Source organism: Enterobacter sp. BIGb0383 (assembly GCF_003751845.1).
Classification (GTDB): domain Bacteria; phylum Pseudomonadota; class Gammaproteobacteria; order Enterobacterales; family Enterobacteriaceae; genus BIGb0383.
Genome location: NZ_RJKQ01000002.1, coordinates 784264 through 802611 on the forward strand (window position 1 = coordinate 784264; position 18348 = coordinate 802611).

Annotated in this window: 14 protein-coding genes; all 14 read right to left on the reverse strand. The window is 59.3% G+C overall.

Features of this window, described 5'->3' with window-relative positions:
* Positions 1 to 4: 4 nt before the first annotated feature.
* The 14 genes from EDF81_RS12080 to atzF all read right to left on the reverse strand — a co-directional run bounded on the left by EDF81_RS12080 (position 5) and on the right by atzF (position 18317).
* Positions 5 to 907: a type II secretion system F family protein gene (locus EDF81_RS12080; RefSeq protein WP_123348369.1), complete on the reverse strand. Its 903-nt coding sequence runs from the start codon at positions 905 to 907 to the stop codon at positions 5 to 7.
* On the reverse strand, positions 904 to 2187 hold the full coding sequence (locus EDF81_RS12085; RefSeq protein WP_123348370.1) for a CpaF family protein: 1284 nt from the start codon (positions 2185 to 2187) through the stop codon (positions 904 to 906). The genes EDF81_RS12080 and EDF81_RS12085 overlap by 4 nt, the downstream gene beginning before the upstream one ends.
* 54 nt (positions 2188 to 2241) lie before the next feature.
* Positions 2242 to 3387, reverse strand: a complete 1146-nt coding sequence (locus EDF81_RS12090) for a hypothetical protein (protein WP_123348371.1) — start codon at positions 3385 to 3387, stop codon at positions 2242 to 2244.
* Between the two features lie 40 nt (positions 3388 to 3427).
* Positions 3428 to 4837, reverse strand: a complete 1410-nt coding sequence (locus tag EDF81_RS12095) for a type II and III secretion system protein family protein (protein WP_123348372.1) — start codon at positions 4835 to 4837, stop codon at positions 3428 to 3430.
* 81 nt (positions 4838 to 4918) lie between these two features.
* The gene (locus tag EDF81_RS12100; RefSeq protein WP_123348373.1) at positions 4919 to 5749 is read right to left on the reverse strand and encodes an SAF domain-containing protein; all 831 of its coding nucleotides are present in this window, start codon (positions 5747 to 5749) and stop codon (positions 4919 to 4921) included.
* A gap of 96 nt (positions 5750 to 5845) precedes the next feature.
* Positions 5846 to 6112, reverse strand: a complete 267-nt coding sequence (locus tag EDF81_RS12105) for a Flp family type IVb pilin (protein ID WP_123348374.1) — start codon at positions 6110 to 6112, stop codon at positions 5846 to 5848.
* 533 nt (positions 6113 to 6645) lie between these two features.
* Complete coding sequence (urtE, locus tag EDF81_RS12110) at positions 6646 to 7344, reverse strand: urea ABC transporter ATP-binding subunit UrtE (protein WP_123348375.1); 699 nt, start codon at positions 7342 to 7344, stop codon at positions 6646 to 6648.
* Between the two features lies 1 nt (position 7345).
* Entirely contained in the window at positions 7346 to 8137 is a 792-nt protein-coding gene (gene urtD / locus EDF81_RS12115; protein ID WP_123348376.1) for an urea ABC transporter ATP-binding protein UrtD, read from the reverse strand.
* Positions 8130 to 9206, reverse strand: a complete 1077-nt coding sequence (urtC, locus tag EDF81_RS12120) for an urea ABC transporter permease subunit UrtC (protein WP_123348377.1) — start codon at positions 9204 to 9206, stop codon at positions 8130 to 8132. Before urtC ends, urtD begins: the two co-directional genes overlap by 8 nt.
* The gene (gene urtB / locus EDF81_RS12125) at positions 9206 to 10774 is read right to left on the reverse strand and encodes an urea ABC transporter permease subunit UrtB (protein ID WP_123348378.1); all 1569 of its coding nucleotides are present in this window, start codon (positions 10772 to 10774) and stop codon (positions 9206 to 9208) included. The genes urtC and urtB overlap by 1 nt, the downstream gene beginning before the upstream one ends.
* A 94-nt stretch (positions 10775 to 10868) precedes the next feature.
* Entirely contained in the window at positions 10869 to 12140 is a 1272-nt protein-coding gene (gene urtA / locus EDF81_RS12130; protein WP_123348379.1) for an urea ABC transporter substrate-binding protein, read from the reverse strand.
* A gap of 70 nt (positions 12141 to 12210) precedes the next feature.
* On the reverse strand, positions 12211 to 12894 hold the full coding sequence (locus EDF81_RS12135; protein WP_123348380.1) for a GntR family transcriptional regulator: 684 nt from the start codon (positions 12892 to 12894) through the stop codon (positions 12211 to 12213).
* A 13-nt stretch (positions 12895 to 12907) separates the two neighbouring features.
* Positions 12908 to 16525: an urea carboxylase gene (uca, locus tag EDF81_RS12140; RefSeq protein WP_123348381.1), complete on the reverse strand. Its 3618-nt coding sequence runs from the start codon at positions 16523 to 16525 to the stop codon at positions 12908 to 12910.
* Complete coding sequence (gene atzF / locus EDF81_RS12145; protein WP_123348382.1) at positions 16518 to 18317, reverse strand: allophanate hydrolase; 1800 nt, start codon at positions 18315 to 18317, stop codon at positions 16518 to 16520. The genes uca and atzF overlap by 8 nt, the downstream gene beginning before the upstream one ends.
* Between the last annotated feature and the right edge of the window lie 31 nt (positions 18318 to 18348).

Below are 18348 nucleotides of genomic sequence, written 5' to 3' on the forward strand. Positions count from 1 at the left end.
TTACCTATATTTTATTCATCATCATCCAGACCACCAGCAGGCCGAACAGAATACTTCCCGCCGAGTAATAAAAGAGGATTTGCCCCACCGGATGATGCAACAGAACATCGACGCTATCGGGCGACTGAATATTCATCAGCGCAAAAAAAGCCACCGGAATAAAAGCCAGTATTTTTACCGACATCCGCGCCTCGGAGGTCATGGCATATTTTTTACGCTCCATGATCCGGCTATTTGAGACCATCACGCTCAGCCGCGCCATGACTTCCCTGACCTGCCCACCGCCCTTCATATTGATCAGTACGGTGATAATAAAGAAGTAATACTCCCGATATGGCAGACGTCCCCATGAGTCAATAAAGACATTTTCCGGGTCCTCACCAATCTCCAGGCGCTGGGCGATCTGACGGAACTCCTCGCCCACAATGCCCGTCAATTTTTGACCACATTGCTCAATCCCCTGAATCACCGAGTTTCCCGCACGCAGCGAACTGTTAATCACATTCAGCGCCTCAGCGAAAGCGGTTTCAAACTGCTGACGCATCGCCTTTTTACTGCGCAGATAGAGCGCATACAGCGTCAGCGGAAACACGATCGGCAGCACGATATAGAGTTCGAGCTGGATATACATCTGGTTGAGATACGCAGTCCCAACCTGCACCACCAGCACCACCGCCAGGTGTATCAGCTGAACGCGGCGATGACGGCCAACCAGATGGGAGCGGACATCCGTCAAAAACGTATTGATCCGTCGCCCCACCGCGTGACGCGCAATAAACTGCTGCAGTCCGTGGCGCGCTGACGAAGATTCGCTCCGGTGCAGCTGTACCGTCCGCCTTTGCTGGCCGATCCAGAACAGCACCTGCAGACAGCCCAGGCCAATAAGCAGCGCAAATATGACGATCATGGTTCCCGGCTTCCAAAAAGTTGTTTTAACGGCTCAAGCAGTTCATGTACCAGCGCCTGGCGATAGATCACCGAACGCTGTAACAGCCCCTGCGAGGTGAAACTGCCGACGATTTTTCCGTTCTCATTACGCTCGGCCTGGGCGGCATAGGTGAAAATGTCCTGCAGCACGATGTTGTCCCCCTCCATTCCCATCACCTCCGTAATGTTCATCACCTTGCGCGAGCCGTCCGGCAGGCGGGAAACCTGGACGATCAGGTTTACCGCCGAGGCAATATTGCGGCGAATCGCCGTCAGAGGCAGCGCCGCGCTGGACATCATCACCATGCTTTCCAGTCGCGCGACCGCATCGCGGGGTGAGTTTGCATGCAGCGTGGACATGGAGCCATCGTGGCCGGTGTTCATTGCCTGCAGCATTTCAAATGCCTCCTCACCGCGGCACTCGCCGACAATAATGCGGTCAGGACGCATACGCAGGGCGTTAACCACCAGGTTACGCATGGTGACCTGTCCCTGGTTTTCAGAACCGGCCATGCGGGTTTCCAGCCGTACCACGTGCGGCTGCTGGAGCCGCAGTTCGGCCGCATCTTCCAGGGTTAACACCCGTTCGTCCTCGCCGATATACTGCGACATGGCGTTCAGTAAGGTGGTTTTCCCCGACCCGGTGCCGCCGGAAACGATAATATTGACCCGACAGCGGCTGGCGATAACGAGGAAATTGCCCATCATCTCGTTCATGCTGCCAAATTCGATCAGGTCCGCCAGCGTCTTCTTGCCCTTGCCGAATTTACGAATCGAGATGGCAGCACCGTCCAGAGAGACCGGTGAAATCACCACGTTCAGGCGGCTCCCGTCGGGCATACGGGCATCCACCAGGGGCTGCGAATCATCGATACGCCGCCCCACCCTGGCCACCAGCCGACGCGCAATATCGGTGAGCTGAACATCGCTGACAAAGGTCTTGTCGGACAATTCGAGCCGTCCGAAGCGCTCGACAAAAATGCGCTCCGGCCCGTTAACCAGAATGTCGGAAATCGTCTCATCCTCCATCAGCTCCCGCAGCGGGCCGTATCCGGAGATCTCATCCGCAATCAGCTCGCAGAGTTCATGACTGTCGCGGGCCGCCAGATACTGACCGCTCTCGGTGACCAGCGGCTGGAGAACATCGTTGATTTCACGGACCAGCGCCTCACGGTCGGTTTTCAGAACATCAATACGCTCAAGGTCTACATTTTTTAAAACTTGCTCGCGCAGCAGGAGCAAAAACTGCGGGTTAGCCATACTTTTCGCGACCTTTTAACTCATCCATAGTGAATACAAACGTGGCCAGAGGCGTTACGATGCGCGACGGCGAAACAGGGACAGCAGCTTATTCTGCGGTGCCTGTTGGGTCGTCGATTTCCCCAGTAGCCAGGTGGCGAAGTGATAGAGCGCCGAGCCGGGCGTTGCCCCGCTGTGTTTCCCGTCCCAGGGATTGACCACCGCGATGTCGCACTCCAGATACTCTTCAATATCGCTGTTTTTCAGCGCGTGGCCGCTCGCGGGATGGCTTTCATTCAGGCAGATCAGGATCCGCGCCTCGGGTGCGCTTCCCCCACGGCTGCGGCGACGATTTTCATCCAGCATTCTCTTCGCCACCCGCACCGAGGAGAGCTCCCGCGTGACCACCAGAATCTGGGTGTGCGAATGGGCGATCACCTGCTCCAGCTGCTCGTGGGAGAGGTTATGGATGGCATGGTCGATAAACACCAGGTTGAACTGGTTAAAGCGCGTATCGCGGTAATTGAGCATGCCGTCGATGGTTTCCATATAGACCGCCTGGCGCGTCCCCACCGGTAAGGAAGAGCCATCCGTGGGCAGGGCCTGCTCCATCAACAAGTCCAGATCCCGGCTTCCGCTGGCTCCCTGAACCAGAAGCATCGGGATTGTGGCCTGCTTGCCCATCGCCTGAAACAGCTGCCAGGCAATGGTTGAGGTGCCGACCCCCCCTTTACAGCCGAGAATGCTCATCACAATCGCGCTGCGGGAAACCCGTCCCGTCTCCTTAGACTGAATCGCCTGCGCCAGCTGGGCCAGCTGGGACCCCGCGTGCAGGTAAGGCCGACGGGTGGCGCTGATTAACGACTCGGCAAAGGCAATGGAGTCGCTGTCTCCGACGATAAACACGCGGGCCTGGGTGGGAATTAACATAATGACTTTGTCATTAATCTGTTCGATATCCCAGGCGCTGGCGATGTCGATAATCACCACGGCGGCATTTTGAATACCGTCATCGTTTTGCAGCGTCAGAAAATCATCATCGACCTCAATCAGGTTCTCAATGTTGTGCATTAAGAGATGACTGGCAATTTCCGCCCGCAGCTCGCTGCGCGGGGAGATAATCGCCACCGACGGCTGGGTGGCGTCATATTTTCTCTGTCGCGGTGCCGGTTTATTTTCGCCGTCCGTCGGCGCGGATTTGGTTTCAGAAAACAGCTTCATACAGGTTTACTCCGGCATGGCATCAACAGGCGGCAGGGCGTCATTTGGCAAACCCTCCCTGGTCCATAAAACTACTGGCGTCACGCGTCAGGCGCTCTTCCCGCGTGGCCTTATCAACACCGACGCCGAAAAACAGGCTCTCTGAGGAGCTACGCTGATAAACGGGGAGCGGGATCCGTTTTGCTGACGATGCCGGAGCCGGCTTGACCAGGTTAACGGTGGCAAACACCACCAGCTCGCTTTTGGCTCTTTCGGTACTGGTATGACGCGCCAGCGCGCCCAGAATGGGGATATCACCGACAAACGGCACTTTGGTCAGCGCCTCTTTATCTTCTTCGCTGAGTAAGCCGCCAATCACAAAGCTGTCGCCGTCCGCCACCTCAATGGTCGAACTGGAACGACGGGTGCGCATCGTCGGGATCTGGTAGTCGTTATAGGCGTAGGAGCCGTTGGTACTGCTGAGCTCGTTGGAGACAAAGAGGCGAATTTTGTCGCGTTTTTCCACCTTTGCCGCAATATTCAGGCGAATACCGTACTCTTTGTACTGCACGGTCACGGCATCCTGCTCGCGGATCATAATCGGGATCTCGCCCCCGACGAGGAAGCTGGCCGATTCCCCGGACAGGACGGTCAGGTTCGGTTGGGCCAGCACGCGGGCCACCGAGTCATTCTTGATCGCATTGATCACCGTGCTGATATTGGCCGCATCAAAACCACGGCGGAACCCGAGCAGGTTAAAGACCCCGGCGCCGTTCACCGTACTGCCGCTGTTGATAATGCTGTCGAGGGTCAGGCTGCTCCAGTCAATGCCGAGGTTATCGGTAAACTCTTTGCTGACCTCAACCACCGTCAGCTTGACATTCACCTGGTTGGAGGCGGGAAGCTGTAAGCGGTTAATGATGTTGTCATACTCTTTGACGGAGGAGAGACGTATGCTCTTAATACTGTTTTCGCTGTCTTCAATTGTCCTCTCGAATTTCTGGCCGTCGGTGCCGACCAGACTCCCTACCAGCTGATAAACCCCATCTCGCGTCTCTTCATCAGCGACGGTGCCGGTCAGGATATAGGTGGCTTTATCGTCGTTAATGAAACGCTTTATCTGCACCTGACTGCCGGGATAAATACTCGCCACGCGCTGCTGAATATCCCCCAGCAACGGGTCAACGCTGATACTGACGGAGAGCAGCACCCGGGCATGACTGCCGTAAACCGTCAGCTCAGAGATCCCGTTTTTTCTGGCATAGAGCACGATGCTTTTATTATTAAGCACCTTATAGTCAGCCACGGCAGGATCCGAAATAAAGACCTTATCAATCGCTTCTTTCACCTGCAGCGTCTTCGACTGGCCGGGCTTCAGTGACATCTGGCTGGCCATTGCCGGAAAGCAGGATGGCAACAGCAGCAGAAGTAATATTCCCGCGATCCGTTGAATGTAAGAAACCTGTGTCATATATACCTGCTTCATCCTGTAATAAGTATTCAGTCCATTTTTTCACAACGATAAACACAGCGATCCGCTGGCGGAGGTTCATTAACCGCGCAGCTCATCCACCTCATTCACTGTGGTAAAAATTTCATCCTCTTTTACCGGCCAGGCCGCTTCTTTTTCAGGGAGGATTGAATTTTTTATGGCATCACTGGCCCGCGTTTTTGCTACCGCCGGAAACAGGAAAACCCGGGCGTTTTTGTCCTGTAACTCTTTAAGCATCTTCACTTCATAATGCTGTAATTCCACCACCACCTGACTGCCTCTCTCGACAATCTCAACCCCGTTCTTTTTTACCGGTGTCGCCGGTTTGACCGCGAGTACACGCTTATTGAGCATTAGCGCTTTCATACGGCTGTCGCGAATTGAGCGAGCGGGCGAAACCACGTCGTTCGACTCCGCATCCAGACCGTAGGAGAGATAGATATCCACCCCCTGTCCGGCCACCAGGTTTTGCAGTAAATAGCTGTCGTTATCATCGAGGGTAAAAGGGTAAATAACGCTTTCGGGTTTAATAAACATCGCCAGATAGTCATCGCTTCCGGGCTGGACCAGCGCCGACGGCGGGATAAGGCTCTCTGCCTGAACGGCACTTTTCAGGGCGTAACCCAGCGGGTTCACCGCGGCAAGGTTAAACGTCAGGTCGGCGCTGCCCTGCGCCACGGATCTATTTTTCAGCTGGAAGTCATCCGCCTGCAGCACGTCTCCCACCTTAAGGTCGCGACGGGCAACCGCCACCGCAATCGTCTCCTGGGGCACCGCCTGCTGAGGTGCCGAGGATGACGCAGGCACCCGGCTTTGATTGATATAGAAAAAAAGCCCGACAATGCCGATCACGATCATCACGATATAAATGCCCAACACGTTTTTTTTCATTTTCTATTAACGATTCCCTGTTAAGCAAAAATCTACTCCGGTAAACATAATTCAGAGAGAGCAACCGCTCGTTACTCTCTCTTAAAAGAACGATTATTACGGCGCTGGCGTGTTAGTGGTAGGTAAATTCGCGGTGACATTCGTTTGAATAGTGTTGAATATACCCGTCAACATACCTGAAACAGTACCATTTCTGCCAAAGATAATCGCCACAACCCCGGCCACGCCGGCCAGGACGATGGCATACTCTACGGCCGTGACGCCGCGCTCATCCATTTTAAAACGACGAACGGCTTCCACCGCCTGCGCCATCTTAACGTAAGCCGAAATAGAGGCTCCTTCAATCAAACTCATTGTGTTCATTTAATAAAACTCCCTGTCAGAAAAAAATCAATTACGTTAACCGTTACTTAATCTGCAGCAATAAAAAGCGACCTTTCACGGCCTGACAATTTCCACAAATATTCAGAGCAACGTCAAAAACAAATCACCGATCAATAGGTAAGGGTTTGATTGCCGGAAGCTATCTGGCAACATAAAAGCCAATAGTGAGACGAATGCGTGAAATCGAAAGACAAAAAAACCTATAAAAACAAAAAACTAAATGCATCTGAGAAACAACTTAATTAGGAATATTCTCATTAATAAACGTTAAGAACTGGGAAAAACAAACAAAATAAAAACAATTTGGTAACACTAAAAATTTAACACTGGAAGACCAGAAATAAAAAGGAGATCCATAGGCTCAGATAGCAAAAAGCCGTGAAATCACCTTAGCAATAGCGACTTCACGGCATAGACAAACACGAATTCAGGTTTTTGATATTATTTAAGCTATTTATAATACACGCAGGGAATTGCGGAGAGAATTGCATTCACCCATTCAATATATATTCTCAGATAGCCACCCGCTGCCTGACGCCCTGCGCCTCCATTTCATCCCCCCGGCCGCGCTGAATAATGGTGCCACGGGACATCACCAGATAGCTGTCGGCGAGCTCGGCGGCAAAATCATAAAACTGCTCCACCAGCAGAATAGCCATATCACCGCGTGCGGCCAGGCCGCGAATCACCACGCCGATCTCTTTGATCACCGAAGGCTGAATGCCCTCGGTGGGTTCATCGAGGATCAGCAGCTGGGGGCGGCAGGCCAGCGCCCGGCCAATGGCGAGCTGCTGCTGTTGCCCGCCGGAGAGATCGCCTCCGCGACGCTGTTTCATCTCGCGCAGCACCGGGAAGAGATCATAGATATCCTCCGGGACCTGTTTCGCCTGACGACCCGGGAAGCGGGACAGGCCCATCAGCAGATTCTCCTCCACCGTCAGGCGCGGGAAGATCTCCCGCCCCTGCGGAACATACGAAATACCGGCCTGCACCCGCTGGTGCGGCTTGCTGTGGTTCATCGGTTTCCCCTGCCAGTGGATGCTGCCGGATTTGGCCGGGATCAGCCCCATCAGGCATTTCAACAGGGTGGTTTTCCCCACCCCGTTACGCCCGAGCAGGCAGGTTATCTCCCCCGGGCGGGCGTCAAAAGAGAGGCCGCGCAGAATATGGCTGCCACCGTAATACTGATTTAAATCCTTCACTTCTAACATGTCATCGCCCCAGATAAACGTCGATCACCTGCTCGTTGGCCTGCACATCGCGCAGCGAGCCTTCCGCCAGAACCTGCCCCTGGTGGAGCACCGTCACGCGATCGGCAATGGTTTCCACAAAGCCCATATCGTGCTCCACCACCATCAGGGAGTGCTTACCCGCCAGGGTGCGAAACACCCCGGCGATATACTCAGTTTCCGCATCCGTCAGCCCGGCCGCCGGTTCGTCGAGCAGTAGCAGGTGCGGCTCCTGCACCAGCAGCATGCCGATTTCCAGAAACTGCTTTTGCCCGTGGGAGAGCATCCCCGCCCGGCGGTGGGCACGCTCGCCGAGCCGCAACAGCTCCAGCACCTCGTCAATCCGGTCCCGTTGTTCGCCGCTGAGTCTGGCCCGCAGGCTGGTCCAGACGGACTTATCGTTCTTCTGGGCGATTTCCAGATTTTCCATCACCGTCAGAGCTTCAAAGACCGTCGGCTTCTGGAACTTGCGCCCGATCCCCGCCCGGGCGATCTCCACCGGAGAGAGGCTCATCAGATCGATATCCTGGTCATAGAACGCGTTGCCGCTGTCGGGCTTTGTTTTGCCGGTGATTACATCCATCAGGGTGGTTTTCCCCGCGCCGTTGGGGCCAATCACGCAGAGCAGCTCCCCGACGCCGATAGAGAGTGAGAGGTCGGTCAGAGCCTTAAAGCTGTCGAACGCGACGTTAATCTTTTCCAGCTGCAGTACCGGGTCGGTGGTGTCACGGAAACGGTCCTGCAGCATGGGCTGGGTAAACAGCGAATCAGTCATCTTTTCTCCGTTTCAGCAGGCCGATCACGCCGCGCGGCAGGAACAGCGTGACGAGGATAAACATCAGGCCGAGGAAGAACAGCCAGTACTCCGGGAACGCGACGGTAAACCAGCTTTTGGCCCCGTTGACGATCCCGGCGCCAAGAACGGGCCCGATCAACGAGCCGCGCCCGCCCAGCGCCACCCAGATAGCGGCCTCAATGGAGTTGGTCGGCGACATTTCGCCAGGGTTAATAATGCCCACCTGCGGGACATAGAGCGCACCGGCCAGCCCGCACAGCACGGCGGAGAGGGTCCAGACAAACAGCTTAAAACCGGCGGGATCGTAGCCGCAGAACATCAGTCGGTTTTCCGCATCGCGCACGGCGGTCAGCACCCGGCCAAACTTGCTTCTTGCCAGCAGGGTGCCGACGGCAAGCGTGGCCGCCAGCAGCAGCACCGTGGCGATAAACAGGCCGATACGCGTCCCGGTGGCCGAGACAGGAAACCCCAGCAGCGTGGTAAAGCCGGTAAAGCCGTTGTTGCCGCCAAAGCCGGTCTCATTGCGAAAGAACAGCAGCATCCCGGCCCAGGTCAGCGCCTGGGTCATAATGGAGAAGTAGACGTCCTTGATGCGCGAGCGGAAAGCAAAGTAGCCGAACGCCAGCGCCAGCAGGCCGGGTACCAGAATGACCAGGCACAGCGCCCAGGCGAAATGCTGAGTACCGGCCCAGAACCAGGGCAGCTCATTCCACGACAGGAACGACATAAACGCGGGCAGCCCGTCTCCGGCGGCCTGACGCATCAGATACATCCCCATGGCGTAGCCACCGAGAGCGAAAAACAGACCGTGGCCCAGTGACAGTAATCCCGCATAGCCCCAGACCAGATCCAGCGCCACGGCGACAATGGCGTAGCAGAGCACTTTGCCCACCAGCGTCAGGGTGTACGTCGAGATAGCCAGCGGATGCGCGGCCGGGAGCAGTGCCAGAAATGGCAGGATCAGCAGCGCAAGCAGAGTCAGACTTGCCGCCACGCAGGTCAGCCGGGGCGCACGCCGCGCCAGCCTTAAGGTTATTGGTTGGCTCATCAGTCAATCACCCGCCCTTTAAATGCAAACAGTCCCTGAGGTCGCTTCTGAATAAAGAGGACAATCAGCACCAGAATGGTGATTTTGCCCAGCACTGCGCCGATTTGCGGCTCAAGCACTTTATTCAGCACGCCCAGCCCCAGCGCGGCCACGACGGTTCCCGCCAGTTGACCGACGCCGCCCAGTACCACCACCAGGAAGGAGTCGATGATATAGCCCTGACCCAGTTCCGGCCCGACGTTGCCGAGCTGCGACAGCGCCACGCCGCCCAGCCCGGCAATACCGGATCCCAGCCCGAAGGCCAGCATATCCACCCGTCCGGTCGGCACGCCGCAGCAGTCGGCCATCCGCCGGTTCTGGGTCACCGCACGCACATTCATGCCCAGCCGGGTTTTATTCAGCAGCAGCCAGGTCAGCAGCAGCACGCCCGCGACAAAGACAATGACCGCAATGCGGTTCCACGGCAGCACCAGATTGGGCAGCACCGCCCAGCCGCCGGAGAGCCAGGCGGGATTAGCCACTTCCAGGTTCTGGGTGCCAAACAGCACGCGCACCAGCTGGATCAGCATCAGGCTAATCCCCCAGGTCGCCAGCAGGGTTTCCAGCGGCCGCCCGTAGAGATGGCGAATAATCGTGCGTTCGAGGAACATCCCCACCAGGGCGGTGATGGCAAAGGCCACCGGCAGCGCCACCAGGGGATAAAACGCCAGCCACTCCGGCGCCAGCCTTTGAAACAGCCCCTGCACCAGCCAGGTGGCGTAGGCCCCGAGCATCAGCATCTCGCCGTGGGCCATATTAATTACGCCCAGCAGACCGTAGGTGATCGCCAGCCCCAGCGCCGCCAGCAGCAGAATCGAGCCTAGCGACAGGCCGCTAAAGGCCTGCCCCAGCCACTCGCCCCACTTCAGGCGCTGCGTTATCTGTCGGAGGCTATCGGCGGCGGCTTCGCGCACCGCGGCATCGGGTTCGTTCTGCTCCAGCGTCAGCCGGGTCAGGCTGGCCTGGACCTGCGGATCGCTGGCGTCGCCCAGCAGTTTCACCGCCTCCAGTCGCCGTTCGGCCCGGCCATCAGAGAGCTGAAGATTCGCCACCGCAATGGCAAGCGCGTCCTGTACCGCCGGATCCTGCTCAGCGGCGAGGCGCTGGCTCAGAAAAGGCAGCTGTTCCGCACCGGCACGGGTTTGCAGCGCGCTGGCGGCGCGAAGACGCACGCTCTGGCTGTCGCTGACCAGTTGATGCGTGGCGAGCGTGCTGGCCACCAGCCCGCGCATCCGGTTATTCATAAAAACTTTTTTGGTTGCCCCTGCGGGTGCGGCGCTGCCTTCCAGCGGCGTCAGGGTTCCCTGCCGGTCGAGGAAGAGCTGCCCCTGCGTATCGGCTACCACCGACTCGTCGCTAAGCGCCTGCAGAAGCGGGAGACGTGACGCCTCGGGCGCGGCCGCCCACTGCTGAAGAAGCTGCGCCTGCTGGCTGCGGCTGGCCTGCCCGTAGTCGGCGGCAGGACCGGCCTGCGCCACTGCGCTCATCAGCAAAATGCCAGACATCAGAAGAAGCGAAAATATTTTCATGGCGTCAGATTCTTATCATGGGCCCCGCCATGGGCGGAGCAGCATTCACTCTCTGACAGGGGCGATAAACAGCCCCTGTCCCACACGCAGGAACTTACTTGCCGCCAGTTTTCACCGGGCTGTCGGATTTTTTATCATTCCCGGCGATATACGGGCTCCACGGCTGAGCGCGAACCGGCTGTTCGGTCTGCCACACCACGTTGAACTGGCCGTTATCTTCGATTTCACCAATCATCACCGGCTTATGCAGATGGTGGTTGGTGGCGTCCATGGTCAGGGTAAAGCCGCTCGGCGCGGCAAAGGTCTGATTGGCCATCGCCACACGCACTTTATCCACGTCGGTGGAACCCGCTTTTTCCGCCGCCTGCGCCCACATATGGATGCCCACGTAAGTCGCTTCCATCGGGTCATTGGTCACCACGGTGTCAGCATTCGGCAGCTTGTGAGCCTTAGCCCAGGCGCGATAGTCGGCGACAAACTTCGTGTTTACCGGGTTGCTGACCGACTCAAAGTAGTTCCAGGCCGCCAGATGTCCCACCAGCGGTTTGGTGTCGATCCCGCGCAGCTCCTCTTCCCCGACGGAGAAGGCGACAACCGGCACGTCGGTAGCCTTAATGCCCTGGTTCGCCAGCTCTTTATAGAACGGCACGTTGGAGTCGCCGTTGATGGTGGAGATCACCGCCGTTTTCCCTCCGGCGGAGAATTTCTTGATATCGGAAACGATGGTCTGATAGTCGCTGTAGCCAAACGGGGTATAGACCTCGGCGATATCGCTGTCCTTAATGCCTTTGCTGTGCAGGAAAGCACGGAGGATCTTATTGGTGGTCCGTGGATAGACGTAGTCGGTGCCCAGCAAGAAGAAGCGCTTCGCCGCCCCGCCGTCTTCGCTCATCATGTATTCCACCGCCGGGATCGCCTGCTGGTTCGGCGCAGCGCCCGTATAGAAGACGTTCGGCGACATCTCTTCCCCTTCGTACTGCACCGGGTAGAACAGCAGGCCGTTTAACTCTTCAAACACCGGCAGGACCGACTTACGGGAGACGGAGGTCCAGCAGCCAAAGACCACGGCCGCTTTGTCCTGGGTCAGCAGCTGGCGCGCCTTTTCAGCAAACAGCGGCCAGTTTGACGCCGGGTCAACGACGACCGGCTCCAGCTTTTTGCCCAGCACGCCGCCTTTGGCGTTAATCTCCTCGATAGCCATCAGCGCCGCCTCTTTCAGCGGGGCTTCGGAAATGGCCATGGTGCCGGAGAGTGAGTGCATGATGCCGACCTTAATGGTATCGGCGGCCCATGCGGACCAGGACAACCCCATGCTCACCACGGTCGCGGAGAGTGCAAAGGCTTTCAGCAAAGAACGTCTTTTCATAACAAATCCCCTAAAGATTATTGATAAACATAATGTTTTCCCGCCCAGGGGCGGGGTTAAGCAACCACAGCTAAGGTGAAACTGGTTGTAAACTGGCCTCCTGCAACCGATGCAGAGTGATCTTTCTGACCTCGGCTTTACTCTGTGAGATATGCCCGGTCAGCAGCCGCTGCGCCTCTTCGGTTTGCTGCTTGAGGATCGCCTCCAGGATCTGTGCGTGCTCGCTGTAGGTCGCCTCCACGCGGTCTTCGCGGGTAAAGTCGAGATGGCGAATAATGCGCATCTTCTCCGTCAGCTCGACGTGTACCCGCACCATCTCTTCGTTGCCGGTGGCGCGTACCAGGCTGGTATGAAAGCACTCGTCTTCTCGCGACAGCGCTTTGCCCACGGGCAGGCGCGGCGCGTCTCGCCAGAAGCTGACCAGCGGGGCCAGATGCTCCAGACACTGGCCCGGCGGCATCCCGCACAGGCGGCGGACGGCCTCCCGCTCCAGCACAATGCGAAAGTCGTACAGCGACTCGTACCAGGCGAAATCAAAAGGCTTCACCTGCCAGCCGCTGCGGGAGTAAACCTGCACATAGCCTTCGTGCTCCAGCCAGAACAGAGCCTGACGCACCGGCGTCCGGCTGGCGGCCATCCGCTGCGAAATCGCACTCTCGCTAAAATGCTCCCCGGGCATCAGCCGGAACTCGAAGATCTCGTTTTTCAGCGCCTGGTAAATACGCTCCGCCAGCCCGGCCTTTTTGTCGCTCATCGCCCTCTCCCGCTTATTCCAGCCACAGCAGCGTGTCGCCGGGGCTGACCGGACGTCCTGGCTGGCAGCCAATACGCTTGATCTTCCCGGCCTGCGGGGCGTGGATCGCCAGCTCCATTTTCATCGCCTCGACGATAATCAGCGGCTGGCCGCTCTCGACCTCGTCGCCCGGATTCACCAGCACCTTCCAGATATTGCCGCTCATATCGGCGCTGACCGGCAGGGAGTCATCGTCCATCTCTTCTGCGGGCGGCAGGATGATGCTGTCCGCCATCGCCGTCTGTTCATCCTGCTGCCAGCGTGCAACTTCAACCTCAAAGGCCGCAGCCTGTCGCTGGCGGAAATCGGCGATCTCAGGCGCGTTAGCGTCGAGGAAGTGCAGGTGTTCGGCAAAATCAAACTGGGTCTCTTCAATCCGCACCCTTGCCCGGCCTTCACGGAAGTCCTCCCGCAGCTGGCCCAGCTCCTGCTCGCTGACCGGATAGAAACGGACCTGGTCAAAGAAGCGCAGCAGCCAGGGCTCTCCGGCGTGGAACTGGTCGTTTTTGAGGAATTTGTTCCAGATAGGCAGGGTCCGCCCGACCAGCTGATAGCCGCCGGGCGAGTCCATGCCGTAGATGCACATATACATCCCGCCGATGCCGACGGTGCCTTCAGCGGTAAAGGTCCGCGCCGGGCTGTATTTGGAACTGAGCAGGCGATGACGCGGATCGACGGGGACCGCGCAGGGTGCGCCGAGATAGACATCGCCGAGGCCGAGGATCAGATAGCTGGCGTCAAAGATCGTCTCTTTCACCGCGTCGCGACTCGCCAGCCCGTTAATGCGCTGGATAAAATCGACGTTATTCGGCAGCCAGGGCGCGCTGGCCCGGACCGTATCCTGATAACGGCTAACCGCATCAAGCGTGGCGCTGTCCTCAAAGGCCATCGGCAGCCAGACAATGCGCGAAGGCACCTTCATCTGGCTGACGTCGCCCAGCAGCGCCTCCTGGGTCAGGAGCAGATCCACCAGCGCCGACTGGCTGATATCCGGGCTGTGATAGCGGACCTGCAGGGAGCGCACGCCTGGCGACAGTTCGCGAATGCCAGGATGACCCAGCTCGCGCAGACGCGCCATCAGCAGATGCACCCTAAGGCGCAGGGCCAGATCCAGCACGTTATCGCCATATTCGATCAGGATGTCGTTATCCCCGGCCTGACGATAGACAATGGCCGGGGCGCTGGCGGTCGCCGGAAGCGAGACCAGGGCGGCGGCGGAGACGCCATTGTTATCCGCCAGCGACGGTGCGGCCAGAACCGGAGGCGCGTCGTGCTGTAACGTCGCGATGCTCTGCTCCATGGCCGCTTCCAGGGCCACGGCCTGCTCCACGCTGATGGGATGAAAACGCAGGCGATCGCCGGGTTTGACCTGACCTACCTTCCACAGCTCGGCTTTGGCAATGGTGACCGGGCAGACAAAGCCGCCGAGGCTGGGACCGTCGCGGGTGAGGATCACCGGGAAATCGCCGGTAAAGTTAATGGCGCCGATGGCGTACTCGCAGTCGTGCACGTTGGAGGGATGCAGTCCGGCTTCACCGCCGTCCGGGCGCGCCCAGGCGGGTTTCGGGCCAACCAGGCGGACGCCAAGGCGGTTGGAGTTGTAGTGCACCTGCCATTCACTGGCAAAGAATTCGTCTATCGCCTCGCGGGTAAAGAAATCCGGTGCGCCGTGCGGGCCGTACAGCACCCCGATATCCCAGGTTTCGCCATAGGTCGGGATCAGATCCGGCGAGACGGCCTGCGGCTCGCTGACCGGCGCGGGCGTCGTGCAGGCGGCAAGCGTTGGCCTGGAGATGGGCAGCAGATCCGCCACTTTTAACGTGCGGCCCGCGTGGCCGCCAAACTGGCCGAGGGCGAAGGTTGAGCGGCTGCCGAGATACTCAGGCACGTCGAAGCCGTTGCGTACCGCCAGATAGGCCCGACAGCCGGACTGCGCCCGGCCAAGCCGCAGGGTTTGCCCCGCAGCCACCGTGACCGGCTGCCAGCGCGGAACCGCCGCACCGTCCAGCTCGGCCTGGCAATCGGCCCCGGTCAGGGCAATCAGCGCCGGGCTGTGGAAGCGCAGCTCCGGTCCCTGGAGGGTAAACTCCATGCCCGCCGCCGACGGGTGGTTACCGACAATCCGGTTCGCCAGGCGAAAGGCAAAGTCGTCCATCGGCCCGGACGGCGGAACGCCGATATCCCAGTAGCCGGGGCGACCGGGATAATCCTGGATACTGCTCCAGGTCCCAGGCTGCAGGACTTCAATCACCGCCGACTCCGGCTCAAGGCTGTCGAGCATCCGCGTCCAGGCGGTGCCGGAGACAAACGCCGCGCTGGAGGTGATCTGGCGCAGATAGTCGAGGTTGGTGGTAATGCCGTGCAGACGGGTCGCGTTAAGGGCATCGTGCAATTTGTCCAGTGCCTCGCGTCGGGTGGCGGCGTGGACGATCAGCTTGGCAATCATCGGGTCGTAATACGCCGACACCTCGCTGCCGGTCGTGACGCCGCTGTCGATGCGCACTCCGTCAGGGAAGAACACATCGGTCAGCACGCCCGGCGAAGGCTGGAAATTTTTCAGCGGGCTTTCCGCATAGAGTCGCACTTCGATGGCCGCGCCCTGCGGCGCCTGCGCCAGCCGCGCCCAGTCAATGGACTCGTCTGCGGCAACCTGTAACATGCACTCCACCAGGTCGAGGCCCGTGACGCACTCGGTCACCGGGTGTTCCACCTGCAGACGGGTGTTGACCTCCAGAAAATAGAAGGCGTCGCGATCCGCATCATAAATAAACTCCACCGTTCCGGCGCTGCGGTAATTCACCCGCTCACCCAGCGCCACGGCGGCAGCCAGCAACGCGCTGCGCGTTGCGGCAGGCAGATTCGGCGCAGGAGTCTCTTCCACCACTTTCTGATTGCGGCGCTGCAGGGAGCAGTCGCGCTCGCCCAGCGCCACCACCCGACCTTTACCGTCGCCAAAGATTTGCACTTCGATATGCCGGGCTTTGTCGATACAGCGCTCCACAAAGACCCCGGCATCGCTGAAGAACTGCTCCCCGAGACGGCGAACGCTATCCCAGGCCTGGCGCAGCGCGTCTTCGTCCGCGCAGCGGGTCAGGCCGATCCCGCCGCCGCCGGCGGTGCTTTTCAGCATCACCGGGTAGCCAATCTCCTGTGCCGAACGCAGGGCATCGTCAAGGGAGCTCAGTAGACCGGTGCCCGGCGTCATCGGCACGCCTGCGGCGGCGGCCAGCTCGCGGGCCCGGTGTTTCAGGCCGAATTCACCAATCTGCTGTGCGGTCGGCCCGATAAACACAATCCCGGCCCGCTCGCAGGCATCGGCAAACGGCAGGCTTTCGGAGAGAAACCCGTAGCCCGGCCAGACAGCCTGGGCCCCGCTTTCCCGTGCGGCATCGATAATTTTGTCGATGCGCAGATAGCTGTCGCTGGCCTTGTCCCCGCCGAGCGGCAGAGCAATGTCCGCCGCTTTGACATGTTCCGCATTTTTATCGGCATCAGAAAATACCGCCACGCTGGTGATGCCCAGACGCTTGAGGGTGCGAATGGCGCGGCAGGCGATTTCGCCCCGGTTGGCAATAAGGACGGTATTAAACATGGGCGTTCTCCCGGCTGGCAATCCAGTTGCGCCAGCCTTTAAAGTCAGTAATGTCGGTGGCGTCAGCGAGCGCCGCCGGTTCACAGATAAAGCCCTTCACCAGGCGACCATCGCTCAGTTCCAGCGTGCCGATACCCAGCGGGGCGGGAATTTCCGCGACAAATTCGCCAAAGCGGGCCAGCGGGATATCCCACAGCTCAACCTGAATCGCCGCGCCGCTCTCGCCACGTGCGATACCGGGCTTCGCGGGCTGAGTATTTGCCAGCGCATAGAGGCGGTAGCAGGCGGCGGTTTCGGTGGCTTCAACAAAGACGGCCTTACGGGTCGTGAGCTGGAAGTTGAGCGGCATTCCGCGCAGATGTGCGCCGACGACGGCCACGCGAACATGTTCGGCGGAAGGCGGCAGCACGCTGCCCTGCGTGAACGGCAATCCGGTCGCGCCCGGCGGCAGCGCCAGCAGGTTCTGCCAGCGCAGGCCGAAGTCCGCCAGGGCCCGGTCATGCCAGGCCGGTGCCAGCAGGGTGATCCCGGCGGGCAGCCCGTCGGCGCGGAACGGCGCGGGCAAGGCGAGGGCCGAGAGATCGGCCAGGTTGGTAAAGTTGGTGTACGTCCCGAACTGCGAGTTGTAGCGGACAGGCTCCTGCTGCATCTCTTCGCGGGTATGGATGGTCGGCGAGGTCGGTACCACCAGCCCGTCCACGTCGGCCAGCACGGCGGCAATCTGCCGGGCCAGGTCGGCGCGCAGGTACTCGGCCTTAAAGGCTTCAACCGCGCTAAAGCGCTCCCCGGCGGCAATAATCTGCCAGACGGTCGGGTCCATTTCGTCGGGATGGCTGAGCATCTCGCCGACGGCGGCGGTGCGCTCGGCAACCCACGGCCCCTGATAGAGCTGCTCCGCCAGGCGGGAGAAAGGGGTGAAATCAACGGATTTTAACGTGGCTCCGGCGGCGCGAAGCTGGTCCAGCGCCGCCTGCCAGGCCTGCTCAGCCTGGACATCGCCAAAGAAGGTCATCTGGTCAGGGATCGCCAGGACGGGTACGGCAGGCATTGCCGCTGGCGTGGTCGCCGGATGCGCGCGGGAATAAGCGTCCTCTGCATCATAGCCACCGGCAAGAGTAACGACCGTCCAGGCATCTTCGACGGTCAGAGCGAAAACAGACAGGGTATCGTTCAGGCGACAGGCGGGCACCACGCCGGTGGCCGAAAGCCAGCCCTTGGTCGGCTTCAGGCCCACGATATTGTTAAACCCGGCGGGCACGCGTCCGGATCCCGCCGTATCGGTTCCCAGCGCAAAAGGCACCAGCCCGCGGGCCACCGCCGATGCCGAGCCGGAGCTTGAACCGCCGCTGACATAAGCCGGATCGAAACTGTTTACCACTTCGCCGTAGGGCGAACGCGTCCCCACCAGGCCGGTGGCGAACTGATCGAGATTGGTTTTGCCAATCACAATTGCCCCGGCGGCTTTTAGCCTGGCCACCGCCGTCGCATCCCGTTCGGCACGATACGCAAAGGCCGGACAGGCTGCGGTGGTCGGCCAGCCCGCGATGTCAACGTTGTCCTTAACGGCAAATGGAATACCGAACAGCGGCAGCGCCTGCGGGTTTTCGCGATAGCGCGGCAGCAGGATATCCAGCTGTGCCGCGATCTGCGCCTCGCTGGCAATGGCTATCCAGGCGGTGTCCTCTGTGGATAGCGCTTCGCGCAGTGCGTTTAACTGTGAAAAGACCGCCTCGCCGTCCTCGCGGATGTGCTGCTGCCATGCCGCCAGGGTTTTTCCTGTCATTAATGCCATGCGTTGAATTCCTGTTGGTATACAAGATGGA

Bases quoted from the DNA above. Each gene is read 5' to 3' on its own strand.
- EDF81_RS12080 (WP_123348369.1), bottom strand. From the start codon at position 907: ATGATCGTCATATTTGCGCTGCTTATTGGCCTGGGCTGTCTGCAGGTG.
- EDF81_RS12085 (WP_123348370.1), bottom strand. From the start codon at position 2,187: ATGGCTAACCCGCAGTTTTTGCTCCTGCTGCGCGAGCAAGTTTTAAAA.
- EDF81_RS12090 (WP_123348371.1), bottom strand. From the start codon at position 3,387: ATGAAGCTGTTTTCTGAAACCAAATCCGCGCCGACGGACGGCGAAAAT.
- EDF81_RS12095 (WP_123348372.1), bottom strand. From the start codon at position 4,837: ATGACACAGGTTTCTTACATTCAACGGATCGCGGGAATATTACTTCTG.
- EDF81_RS12100 (WP_123348373.1), bottom strand. From the start codon at position 5,749: ATGAAAAAAAACGTGTTGGGCATTTATATCGTGATGATCGTGATCGGC.
- EDF81_RS12105 (WP_123348374.1), bottom strand. From the start codon at position 6,112: ATGAACACAATGAGTTTGATTGAAGGAGCCTCTATTTCGGCTTACGTT.
- urtE (WP_123348375.1), bottom strand. From the start codon at position 7,344: ATGTTAGAAGTGAAGGATTTAAATCAGTATTACGGTGGCAGCCATATT.
- urtD (WP_123348376.1), bottom strand. From the start codon at position 8,137: ATGACTGATTCGCTGTTTACCCAGCCCATGCTGCAGGACCGTTTCCGT.
- urtC (WP_123348377.1), bottom strand. From the start codon at position 9,206: ATGAGCCAACCAATAACCTTAAGGCTGGCGCGGCGTGCGCCCCGGCTG.
- urtB (WP_123348378.1), bottom strand. From the start codon at position 10,774: ATGAAAATATTTTCGCTTCTTCTGATGTCTGGCATTTTGCTGATGAGC.
- urtA (WP_123348379.1), bottom strand. From the start codon at position 12,140: ATGAAAAGACGTTCTTTGCTGAAAGCCTTTGCACTCTCCGCGACCGTG.
- EDF81_RS12135 (WP_123348380.1), bottom strand. From the start codon at position 12,894: ATGAGCGACAAAAAGGCCGGGCTGGCGGAGCGTATTTACCAGGCGCTG.
- uca (WP_123348381.1), bottom strand. From the start codon at position 16,525: ATGTTTAATACCGTCCTTATTGCCAACCGGGGCGAAATCGCCTGCCGC.
- atzF (WP_123348382.1), bottom strand. From the start codon at position 18,317: ATGGCATTAATGACAGGAAAAACCCTGGCGGCATGGCAGCAGCACATC.